We start from the raw sequence: 11,280 nt of genomic DNA, 5'->3' as shown, positions 1-11,280 counted from the left end.
TAGGGCTCGATGAACTCCCACTCCACATCCGTCAATTGCACTCGCGTCACGCTGAACGATCTACCGGATCAGGCCCCGAGACGAGGGCAGATCCCGCAGATTGATCACAATCAAATACGCGCCCTAGCTGGCGCGTCTGTCGTCGCACACCGTGGGGGTGGAGGTGGACCGATGGCAAAGACTCGTGTGCAGGTCAGCAGGCGATGCGGCTGTGTGGATGCGACGACGGGACGTCAGCGAGGCGTGACGTGTCCGCGTCTGCCGGTGGACGACGATCACGGCAGCTGGTATTTCGCGGTGCAGCTACGCGGCCTGGATGGGCAGCGGCAGCGCATCCGCCAGGGTGGTTACGCCGACCCCGAGGAAGCGCAAGCGGCAGGCCATGCCTTGGCCGCTGCTAACCACGATGGCGCGGGGGCCGGATGCACGCTCGGACAGTGGCTGACACGCTGGCTGGCCACCAAGGACGCTCTGCGGCCGTCGACCCGGCAAGGGTACTCCACACACATCCGCCTCTACCTCATCCCGCAGTTGGGACGGATCCGGCTCCACCAGCTCACCTCTCGCGACGTCAACGGACTGCTCGCGGCACTGGCGTCCCGTCCCTCGCCGACCGGCCGCCGACTGTCGCCAGCCACCGTGGTGCGGATCCACGCCACCCTGCGGACAGCGCTGAACGCGGCGGTGCGCGCCCGGCTGATCCCGGTCAACCCCGCCAACGGAGCCGAGCTGCCGCGCCCCCGGCGACCGCATCCGGTCGTCTGGACCGCCGGGCGGACGGCCCGGCGGCAGCAGTCGGGAGAACGTCCGGCGGTGGCGGTCTGGACCGAACAGCAGCTCGCGGCGTTCCTGACCGGAGTGGCGGGAGACCGTCTGTATGCCGCCTGGTGGCTGGCCGCGCTACGTGGCCTGCGCCGCGGTGAATTGGCCGGGCTGCGCTGGACGGACGTCGACCTACAGGCCAGCGAACTGACGGTGGCGCAGCAGCGCGTGCATGCCGACGGTCAGGTCGTGGTCGGCCCTCCGAAGAGCGTCGCCAGCTGCCGAGTGGTGGCTTTGGACGCGGAGACCGTACGGGTACTGACCCAGCACCGTAAAGGGCAGGAGCACATGAGCGCGACGGCGGGAACACGCTGGCAGGACTCGGGGTACGTGTTCACGACCGCGACGGGTGCGCCGCTGCGGCCGGACTACCTCACCGGCCGGTTCCGCCGGCTGGTGTCCGCCTCCGGGCTACCGCCGATCCGGCTGCACGACCTGCGACATGGCGCCGCCACGCTGGCACTGGCCGCGCACACCGACCTGAAAGTCGTCCAGGCCATGCTGGGGCACGCCAGCATCGTGCTGACCGCCGACACCTACGTCTCGGTGCTGCCCGAGGTCGCCCACCGTGCTGCTCAAGAGACGGCGGGGCTGGTGCTGAGAGCGGCGTCCAAACTCAGGCGGGAGCTCAGCGTGTGACTCAGCTTTGCCTCACATTTGCCCCACACCTCCACAGGCCGCGATCGCCGCGCGGGTTTCCGCAGGTGGAGAAGCGCGCCCTGCAGGATTCGAACCTGCGACCGTCGGATTAGAAGCCCAGCCCTGACGCCACGTGACGGGGCGTACGAGCACGCACCGAGCACGGCCGACACCCTATTCGATCATTGCTGTTCCAGCTGCCACCCTGCGCCGTCCGTGTGGGGCGGACCACGCGGACGCTGCAAGGGATAACACCGCGTTCGGGACGCCAAGGCGCTCCTGCGGCGGCTGGACCGTTGCCACCGCGTCCTGGCCAATCCGCGGCTCAGCCACATCCCGCTCAACGCCATTGGCGCCCGGTGGGGTTTCGCGAACGACGCACCATTCAACCGGGCCTTCGGCGTCACCCCTGAGCCGGGAATGGTGAAAGCCCTATTCGTCTCGCCCAGTCCTCCCGGATCTCACCTCACGACCCGGCCGGATCTTCCTCACCACCGGCGGCATGACACCGGCGGGCCCGTCACCCCCGTGTCGAACAATCTACGGGCATAGATTCCGCAGGACGCGCTGTCACCACGGAAGTCTTGACCATGCCGATCTACGCTTCCCGCATGGCATTTGTTATCCCAGAGATCAAGGTCGGCCTGGCCGAACTCGGTGGCCGGCCTGACGCCTGGTGCTCAAGATGCGGCAAGCGTGCGACTCTGTACTACGTTGATCCAGCGACCGGAAGGCACACGTACGTCTGCACGACCGATGCCGGTCCCGAGGTAGAGGCAATGCTCTTGCGCTCCGCCGACTAGGCGAATCACCACCGTGGTGTCAGCCCTTCGAGCCTCCGCGCTCAAGAGACTTCGGAACGAGGTATTTCTTCGACGCCGTAGAACCGCGCCCGCGCCCGTACCTATGAGTGTTCGACCCCGCAGAACGGGGCGTCCCACGCCGTCGGAGCGTCGCTCTGGATCACACCCCTGACGCGAAGCCGTCGCGCGACGCTCTCGAAGCGCGCACCGTCATCGGTCCACACGCACGCGATGAGCCGAACCGCGTGCCTTCCGCGAACTCGATCGCATGCGCCTCGTCGTCGGCAGGCTGAATCGCGAGCACGGGACAAACCCCTCTCCTGCACGATCGGCGTACTGGGGTGTGTTAAGCCAGTGACTCCGAGGACGCGACCATGCCACACACGCTTTCCTCCCTTGACGGCCAAAGCTCATACACACCACGCAACGCCCTCGGTCCAGGTTGGCTGGAGGACCTGAAGCCAGCATGATCGCGCTGGCGGAAGGGAGATTGGCGGGAACCGAGCCCGCCATACCTAACTCGAAGAAATCAACGGAGAGACGGCCGGGCGGCGGGGGCCGATGGCTCCAGCGCCGAACCGATCATGATGTAGCGTTCCAGCCCCGCAAGCCGTATTCTCACCCATCGTGAAGCCCCCTAAGATCGCGGCACTCGCCTGCGCGCTCATCACCCCCTGACCGTCACGGCGGCCGCGCACGCCTCGGCATATCCAGTGAAGAACCCCGTGCTCGTCAAGAACGCGTTGTACCAGGCCGGCCCGCTGCCCACGACGACCTGTAACGGCCTGCCGGCCGAGCCCATGACGCCCGCCGAGGCCCGCACCTACATCAACGAGGCCCTGCTCTGTCTGGAGAACACGTGGGGACAGCACCTGAAGAAGGCTGGCCTGCCCTACGAGCCGGTCAAGGTGCAGTACGTGACCCGCCTGCCCAAGAACTACTGCGGGTCCGAGGACGGCGAGACGATCCAGCCGTCCGAGCTGTGGTACTGCGACTGGGACCGCACGCTGTCCTTCAAGATCGGCAAGTACTGGCTCCTCGGGCTTCCCAACCTCGACCTCTTCAACACGACCGCCGTCACGTACGGCTACCACGTACAGAAGCAGGCCGGGCTCTACGACGCAGCCGAGGACCTCAGGGCCGGCAGCAAGGCCGAGCACCTCGAACAGAGGCGGCGCAAGTACCAGCAGATCGAATGCCTGGGTGCGGCCTTCATGAAAAGCGTCTGGCCGCTGCCGGGCAAGACCGCACGGGACTGGGAGAGGGTCGAGTCGTCCTTCTACAGCGACACCGCGAAGTACGGAAAGGCCGCCAACATCAAGCGGTGGGTCAAGGCCGGTTTCCGCACCGCCGACCCGGCCGCCTGCAACACCTGGGCGGCCCCCTCGTCCAGGGTCTCCTGACATGATCGACCCCGGCCTGGCCGACCAGAACGTCCTGGTCACCGGAGGCGCGGGGGGAGCGACAGCTCGGCCGCGGCCGCCTCGTAGGCGCGGTCGTATACGTCGACCAGGTCGAACAAGGCGGCCTCGGCCTCGGATGAGGTGGTTACGGGTCCGTTCGGCAGCGCCATGGCTCCGAGCCCGTCGACCTTCCCCTACGTCCTCGGCTGGGACTCGGCGGGCACAGAGGCCGCGGTCGGACGCAACGTCACCCGGTTCGACGTGGGCGAGCGCGTCTACGCTTCGACGATGCCTTTGCCGCGTGGCGGCTTCTACGCCGAGTACGCCGTCGTTGAGGCGGAGTTCGCGGCGCGCGTGCCCGACCGGCTGCCTACCGAACAGGCCGGCGCGATGGCGTGGGATGCCCTGACCGCACTGAGCGGTCTCGAAAGGCTTCGCGTGGCGGCGCGAGCTCCGGCCACCCAGGAGACGGAACCAAGTGCGGCATGATGATCGGCCGTGCTCCTTCGCCTGGCCTACCTCACCGTCATGAACACGTTCGCCGCACTGCGGTTGCTGCCTATGGGCGATCGGGACAAGGACGTGGAGATACTTGCCCTGCGTCACCAGATCACCGTCCTCGAGCGCCAACTCGGCACCGACACCAGGGTCAGATTCGCAACCGAGGACCGAGCCTTTCTCGCCGCCCTGCTGACCTCGCTGCCCCGCGAGATCCTGCGCCGACTGCGGCTCCTCGTCCAGCCGGACACCGTCCTGCGATGGCACCGCGATCTGATGAAACGACGTCACGCGCGTAACTGCCGGCCGAAGCGGCCCGGGCGCCCGCCCACGGTGCGCTCCATCCGTGCCCTCATCCTGCGTCTGGTCCGGGAGAACCCCGGCTGGGGCTATCGGCGGGTTCACGGAGAACTCACCACGCTCGGCATCAAGGTCGCACCGTCCACGGTGTGGGAGATCCTCAAGCAGGAAGGTTTCGATCCGGCGCCCGAGCGGGCGTCCAGCACGTGGGCCGACTTCCTGCGCTCGCAAGCCGACGCCCTGCTGGCCTGCGATTTCATCGAGACCGTCACCTTGAACGGGCAACGCCAGTACATTCTGGCGGTCATCGAGCATGCCACCAGGCGTGTCCGTGTGCTCGGCGCCACCGCGCACCCGAGCGTGAGCTGGGTCACCCAGGCGATCAGGAATCTGGTGATGGATCTGGACGATGCGGGCTGCCGGGCGCGCTATCTGATCCGAGACAGGGATGGGAAGTTCCCAGCCCTCATGGACGAGATCCTCGCCGACGCCGGCATCAAGACCGTGCTCACCGGTGTCCGGATGCCGCGGATGAACTCGATCATGGAGCGGTGGGTGCAGTCGTGCCGCCACGAACTCCTCGACCGCTGCCTCGTATGGAACGAACGCCATCTGCGGCACGCCCTGCGCGAATACGAACGGTTCTACAACCAGCACCGAGCCCATCAAGCCCTGGACCAGGCAGCGCCACTGCGCGCCGTCCCCAATCCGATCACGGATCCAGAGCGAATCACCGACCTGAATGTACGCCGACGAGACCGGCTCGGCGGCGTCCTCCACTAGTACTCACATGCGGCTTGAACTGCATGGATGGAATTTCCGGCAGGCACAGTGCTGTCGTCAGCGGGCAACTCGGGCACTACGGTAAGCGGCACGGGTGTGCCTTCCCGGCCGACGCGCCAACGTCGGCCTTATCTCGAAACCTTCATCGGATGATCTGGGAAGGTACACCCTTCCCGGCAGATCCACAGGTTTCGATCATTCCTCCCGGACGCGGTGCCCGCGGAGCCGACGGAGGTGTTTGCAGGGGTGGGGTGCGCCGAGGGCAGCCGAAGTCCAAGGCCGGGTGCGGACGGCCCGCGCTCGTCTGCTCGTGGAGGGCTGTCAGTCGCTGAGGGTGAGCTTCGCGAGCTGGGTGCGTGCGGTGACGCCGAGCTTCGGGAAGGCCTTGTAGAGGTGTTGCCCCACGGTTCTCGGGCTCAGGAACAGATGCGCGGCGATGTCCTTGTTCGACAGCCCTTGGGCGGCCAGGTGAACGATCTGTCGTTCCTGCGGGGTGAGCTGGGCGAAGCGGTCGGCACCGGTGTTGCGCTGGGTGCTCCAGCCGGTCGCGCCCAGCTCCGTGCGTGCCCGCTCGGCCCAGGGGCGCGCGCCGAGCCACTCGAACGCCTCCAGCGCGGCCCGCAGGTGCTCTTGCGCGTCGCTGGTTTGGCGGGCCCTGCGCAGCCATTCGCCGTACAGCAGTTCGGTGCGGGCGCGGTCGAAGGGCCGTTCGTGCGCGGCGAGCGCGGCACGGAAGTGCGCGTCGGCGTCCGGGGTGGTGGACAGCAGGGCACGGCAGCGGGAGACCAGCGCGTCGGCCCACCGCTGGTGCAGCATCTCGGCCCAGGCCTCCAGTCGGGTGAACGGCTCGGCCGCGCGGGCGTTCCTACCGCGGCGCACGGCGGCCTCGACCAGGTCGGGTACCAGGTGCATGGCGGGGGTTCTGTTGCGGGCTTTGCCGTACACGAGCGCCTCCAGGCCGAGCAGGGCCTGCTCGGGGCGGCCCTGGCCGAGGTCGAGGAGCGCGAGCGCGGCGGGGTTGGCGCTCGCGGGGTCGAGCGGGTCTCCGTGGACGGCGGCGAGCTGGTCCAGCAGGATGGTGGCCAGACGTGACCAGGCGGGTTGCCCGGTGTCAGCGGCGATGCTGGCGGCCTCTTCGGCGAAGCCGCGCGCGTCGGCGTAGCGGCCGCGGGCGTACTCGACGCGGGCCAGGAAGGTCAGCGCCTGCGGTAACAGCCCGATGCGGCCCTCGGCGCGGATGGTGGCGGTGGCCGCCAGGGCGAGCTGGTAGGTGCGGGCGTCGTAGTCGGCCAGGCCGAGCCCGCCGATCAGCAGCAGTCCGCGGCGGTCGGGTCCGGCTTGGGCGCGAGCGGACTCGACCACCTGGGCCAGCGGCGGCAGCCCGGCGGAGGGTCGGGCGAGGGCGAGCGCGACGAACCAGCGGCACAGCTGGTGGACCGCGACGACGTCGGCGTCGGGCGGCACCCGCAGCGCGTCGAGCTGCTCGGCCGTGCGGTGGGCCATGTCACGGTCGCCGTCGAGCCAGATCATGGAGGCGGCATCCAGCAGCAGCCAGGCCGCCGAACTCGGGTCTGTGGCGGCCAGGTGGTCTACACCGGCCGACAGCATCGCGTGCGCGCCCTGCAGGTGCCCCTCGCCGTAGTCGGAGCAGGCCCGCACGCGGATCAGGCGGGAAGTCAGCTCGGCGCCGGGGTTCCCGGCGCCGAGCGCCAAGGTTCTGGCCCGATCGAAACGGCCGCTGAATTCGGTGGCCTCGGCCGCCAGGGTGAGCCTGCGGGCGCGCTCGTCGGCCGAGGGGCTCAGCGCGGCGGCACGTTCGTAGGCTGAGGCAGCCGCGGCGTAGCCGCTGCGGGCGTGGGCACGGGCGGCGGTCGCCTCCAACCGCGCCGCGACCTGCTCATCGGCCGTCAGCGTGGCGGCGGCCAGGTGCCAGGCACTGCGGTCGGCGTCCGCCGTACCCTCCAGGACGTGGCTGAGGGCGTGATGGACGGCCAGCCGCCGGGCCAGCGGCGTCCGCTGCCAGACAGCCGCCCGGACCAGCGGATGACGGAACTCCAGCCGCGAACCGTCGGCCGTACGGATCAGACCGGCCGCGCTGATCTCTTCCAGGTGTTCCGGGGCGCAGCCCAGCGCGCGCCCTGCGGCCAGCATGATCGCGGAATCCGAGGTGGCGTCGGCGGCGGCGACCTGGAGCAGGACGCGCGCGGCCGTGGACAGCCCGTCCACCTGGTGGGCGAAGGCCTCCTCCAGCCGGGTGGTGAGCGAGAGTTCCCCCTGGCTTTCACCGGACTTCGGCAGTTCCAGGAGTGCGAGCGGGTTTCCGGCGGCCTCGGTGAGGATCCGCTGCCGGAACTCGGCGGTCAGCGGGCGGGCGGCGGAGTCGAGCACCTCGCCCGAGGCCGTTTCGTCCAGGCCTGCCAGTTCCAGTACCGGCAGGCCTGGCGCTGTGAACCCGGTGCGGGCGGCCAGCAGCATCGCCACCCCTTCACCGGCTAGTCGCCTGGCGGCGATGACCAGCGCGTCTGCCGAGGCGCGGTCGAGCCATTGCGCGTCGTCCACCAGGCACAGCACCGGGCCGTCCTCTGCCAGTTCCGCGAGCAGCGACAGGACGGCCAGCCCGATCAGGAATCGGTCTCCCGTACCGGCCGGGCCGAGCCCGAAGGCGCCGCGCAGGGCGGCGGCCTGCCGTTCGGGGATGCGGTCGAGGCGGTCGAGCACTGGCCCGAACAGCAGGTGGAGCGAGGCGAACGCCAGTTCGGCCTCCGCCTCGATGCCGGTCGTCTGCAAGATCTGCAGATCATCGGTCGCCGCGGCGTGGTCCAGCAGGGCCGTCTTGCCGATGCCTGGCTCGCCGAGGATGACCAGGGCGCCGCTGCGGCTGGCTCGTGCGTCACTGAGCAACTCATCAATGGTGTGCGACTCGCGCGTTCGCCCCCGAAGCATATCTCCGGATATTACCTATGAGATGACTCATGCTGCCGTGCCGGGCCCTGCCTAATCTCGTGGATATGAAGCCATTCAGCGTGAACATCGCCCAGAACGACCTCGATGACCTGCACGAACGGCTCCGCCGCACCCGATGGACCCGCGAGATCGCGGGACAGGGCTGGAGCCGGGGCGTGCCGCTCGATTACCTCAAGGGACTGGCCGACTACTGGCTCAACGACTTCGACTGGCGGGCGGCCGAGGCCGAGTACAACAAACACCCGCAGTTCGTCACCGAGATCGACGGGCAGAACATCCACTTCCTCCACATCCGGTCCAGCTCCGAGGACGCTCTGCCGCTGCTGCTCCTGCACGACAACCCCGGCGGCGTGATCGGATTCCTCGACGTCCTCGAACCGCTGTCGCGCCACTTCCACCTAGTCGTGCCCTCCTGGCCGGGTGTCGGCTTCTCCGGCTACCTCACCTCGCCGGGCTGGACGGTCCCCCGGACGGCTGCCGCCTTCGCCGAGCTGATGTCCAGACTCGGCTACGAGCGGTACGGCACGCAGGGCGGCGGAGGAGGCGCCAACCTGGGGCTGGAGCTGGCCCGCCAGGTGCCGGAGCGGCTGGTCGGCGTGCACGTCAACGCCTACGTCGCCTTCCCCTCTCCGGACGAGACCGAGTTCACCGCCGATGAACAGCGGCGCCTGGGCATCATGCAGACCTTCATGCAGGACGGCCTGGGCTTCAACCAGATCATGTCCACCCGGCCGCAGACCATCTCCTACGGCTTGACCGACTCGCCGGTCGCACAGCTCGCGTGGATCGTGGAGAAGTTCAAGGAATGGACCGACTCGGCGGCCGAGCTGCCCGAGGACGCCTTCTCACGCGATCGGATCCTGACCGACGTGAGCGTCATGTGGTTCACCGCCACCGCCGGTTCGGTGGCCAACCTCTACTACGAGGTGGGTCACGACCCGGGCGCCTACGCGCCCAAGCCGCGGGTGACGGTCCCCACCGGGGTGCTCCTGGCCAGGGAAGACGTCACGATCCGCCGCTTCGCCGAGCGTGATGCCAATATCGTGCGGTGGACCGAGCTCGCCGGCGGCGGCGCCTACCTGGCGCTCGAGTCGCCCGGGCTGCTGGTGGAGGACGTGCGGGCCTTCTACGCCACCCTCACCACCACCGGCGACGCCGGGGAGTAGCAGACCGAGCGATCATCGCGCTCGACCGTGGCAGGGATTCGGTCGAGCGCGATGATCGCGGCCTGGCCGCGCCGATGGTTGTCAGGGCGTCAGCCCCAGCTCGCGCAGTTGCGCGGGCCGCAGCGGCCGCCAGCCGGTGGTGTCGAGCTTGGCCAGCTCCGCCTCGACGTCCACGTTGATGACGCCGAAGAAGTTGACATTGTCGCTGTGCCCGGGAGTTACCTGTACCGGTTTGCTGGGTGTCAGCGACGTCAGCCAAACAGCTTCTGAACTGCGGGAACTTTCGTGAATGACACCCTGGGCCTGACTGTTCGTGAGACGGTTCCCCTCCGTCGTTATGGGGGTTTCGGGAGGGAATCGGATGCGTGTACGTCAGGTCGTGGGGTCGGGAATGCGGCGGGAGACCTACACCCTGGTCGGCGATGATGGGCGGGTCATCGAGCTGGTGGATGACTACATCGCCTTGTGCACTGACCGAGAACACTCACCGAACACCCTGCGGGCTCGCGCCTACGACCTGAAGGAGTGGCTGACCTTCCTGCGGCTGCTGGATATCGATCCGCTCACCGCGGTGCCGAGCATGTCGATCAGTTCGCCGGGTGGCTGCGCCGACCGAGCGGGCTCGGCCAGCTGCGGTCGGTGCACGTCGACGAGGGGCCCAGGCGGGAGGCGACCACGGCCAACCGCATGCTGAACAGCATCTACATGTTCTATGAGTTCCTTGCTCGCCGGGGGGTGGGGATGGGCGCCCAGCTGGAGCAGCACCGGCCTGCCCGCCCTGGTGATCACGCCGGGTTTCTTGCGGGTATCGCCGAGCGGTCGGTGAAGGAACGGCCAATCCGGTTGAAGGAAAAGAAGCGCCGGCCGCAGACGCTGTCGGACACCGAGGTCCAGCAGATCCTGGACGCCTGCGACCGGTTCCGCGATCGCTTCCTGATGGCCTTGATGTTCGAGACGGGCTGCCGGATCGGCCAAGCCTTGGGTCTGCGTCATGAGGACATCAGCACCGACCAGTTGTCGATCACGCTGCGGCCCCGGGAGAACAACGTCAACCGGGCCCGCGGCAAGAGCCGCGATCCTAAGCAGATCCCAGTGCGGCGGGCCTTGCTCGACCTCTACGCCGGCTATCTGTTCGGTGAGTACGGTGAGCTGAGCTGTGACTACGTGTTCGTGAACCTCTGGGACGGCCCCATCGGCGCCCCGATGGGGTACTGGGCGGTGATGAGCCTGGTCAAGCGGCTACGCCGCCGAACCGGCATCGATTCCCACCCACATCTCTTCCGGCACACCCATGCCACCGCTCTGCTGCGGGCCGGGGTGCGGCTGGAAGTGGTCAGCGAGCTCCTCACCCACGTCTCGGTCCAGACCACTGCCGACACCTATGCCCATCTGGACGCCGACGACCTGGCTGACGAACTGACCCGCACCGGATTCTGGACCGCCCGATGAAGGCCGGAGAGCACCTGGCTGCGGTTATTCCTCTGCGCACCGACCGCGGGAGGCGGCATTGCTTGGTGTCCTGCGGCCGGAATTTCGGGTCGAGCGGTTCGTCCCGCCAGCCGGGCACTTCCTCGCGCCGATCCCATGCCGAATCCCCGCCTGCCCCCGGGCGAACACGTCCAAGGGCTTGTGCACCTTCCATGACATGGCCTGGCGCAGAGCTGGACGACCCGAACGCGAGGCGTGGCTCACCGACCCGGTCAACGCGGCGGCGGGGCTGAGCCCGAACGTGGCCTCGTGCGTGGTGAGTGGGTGTTGTCAATGGCCATGAGGTTTGAGGGGCCTCGGAGATTCCGGACAGCGTCTGGTGGTCTGACCTACGCTGCGGACTGCCGGGTCAGGTACTGGTCTTCGACTTCTTGCGGAGTCTGATATCCGAGTCCCGAATGCAGACGCTTGCGA

Annotated in this window: 9 protein-coding genes; 6 read left to right on the top strand and 3 right to left on the bottom strand. The window is 68.3% G+C overall.

Annotated features, from left to right (window positions below; all coding sequences use genetic code 11):
* The first annotated feature begins 264 nt into the window (after nt 1-264).
* Both EJK15_RS63330 and EJK15_RS63325 read left to right on the top strand, forming a co-directional pair.
* Nucleotides 265-1,461, top strand: coding sequence for a tyrosine-type recombinase/integrase (locus EJK15_RS63330; RefSeq protein ID WP_240777999.1), 1,197 nt, complete (start codon nt 265-267; stop codon nt 1,459-1,461).
* Between the two features lie 1,528 nt (nt 1,462-2,989).
* Nucleotides 2,990-3,667, top strand: a complete 678-nt coding sequence (locus EJK15_RS63325) for a neutral zinc metallopeptidase (protein WP_138719928.1) — start codon at nt 2,990-2,992, stop codon at nt 3,665-3,667.
* Nucleotides 3,668-3,705: 38 nt separating this feature from the next.
* Here the strand turns inward: EJK15_RS63325 and EJK15_RS76935 are convergent, their stop codons facing one another.
* The gene (locus tag EJK15_RS76935) at nt 3,706-3,837 is read right to left on the bottom strand and encodes a hypothetical protein (protein ID WP_276615584.1); all 132 of its coding nucleotides are present in this window, start codon (nt 3,835-3,837) and stop codon (nt 3,706-3,708) included.
* On the opposite strand from EJK15_RS76935, the gene EJK15_RS63315 reads away from it, so the two are divergent.
* Together EJK15_RS63315 and EJK15_RS63310 are read left to right on the top strand one after the other, a co-directional pair.
* On the top strand, nt 3,836-4,156 hold the full coding sequence (locus tag EJK15_RS63315; protein ID WP_206062087.1) for an alcohol dehydrogenase catalytic domain-containing protein: 321 nt from the start codon (nt 3,836-3,838) through the stop codon (nt 4,154-4,156). The two genes, EJK15_RS76935 and EJK15_RS63315, sit on opposite strands and share 2 nt — an antisense overlap.
* Before the next feature lie 9 nt (nt 4,157-4,165).
* A complete protein-coding gene (locus tag EJK15_RS63310) occupies nt 4,166-5,248 on the top strand; it encodes an integrase core domain-containing protein (RefSeq protein WP_138719927.1) in 1,083 nt (360 codons plus the stop codon).
* A 321-nt stretch (nt 5,249-5,569) separates the two neighbouring features.
* Here EJK15_RS63310 and EJK15_RS63305 read toward each other — a convergent pair whose 3' ends face one another.
* Nucleotides 5,570-8,191 carry an ATP-binding protein gene (locus EJK15_RS63305; RefSeq protein WP_138719926.1) on the bottom strand — a complete coding sequence of 874 codons (2,622 nt, stop codon included), beginning with the start codon at nt 8,189-8,191 and terminating at the stop codon, nt 5,570-5,572.
* A 65-nt stretch (nt 8,192-8,256) separates the two neighbouring features.
* On the opposite strand from EJK15_RS63305, the gene EJK15_RS63300 reads away from it, so the two are divergent.
* Entirely contained in the window at nt 8,257-9,378 is a 1,122-nt protein-coding gene (locus tag EJK15_RS63300; RefSeq protein ID WP_206062085.1) for an epoxide hydrolase family protein, read from the top strand.
* Nucleotides 9,379-9,888: 510 nt separating this feature from the next.
* Here the strand turns inward: EJK15_RS63300 and EJK15_RS76930 are convergent.
* Nucleotides 9,889-10,023 (bottom strand): hypothetical protein, encoded by a 135-nt coding sequence (locus EJK15_RS76930; protein ID WP_276615583.1) that lies wholly within the window; start codon nt 10,021-10,023, stop codon nt 9,889-9,891.
* A gap of 42 nt (nt 10,024-10,065) precedes the next feature.
* On the opposite strand from EJK15_RS76930, the gene EJK15_RS63295 reads away from it, so the two are divergent.
* Nucleotides 10,066-10,827, top strand: coding sequence for a tyrosine-type recombinase/integrase (locus tag EJK15_RS63295; RefSeq protein ID WP_138719924.1), 762 nt, complete (start codon nt 10,066-10,068; stop codon nt 10,825-10,827).
* The last annotated feature ends 453 nt before the right edge of the window (nt 10,828-11,280 follow it).

The organism is Nonomuraea basaltis (genome assembly GCF_005893125.1).
Taxonomy (GTDB): Bacteria; Actinomycetota; Actinomycetes; order Streptosporangiales; family Streptosporangiaceae; genus Nonomuraea; species Nonomuraea basaltis.
This window is presented reverse-complemented; position numbering and strand designations above follow the sequence as displayed.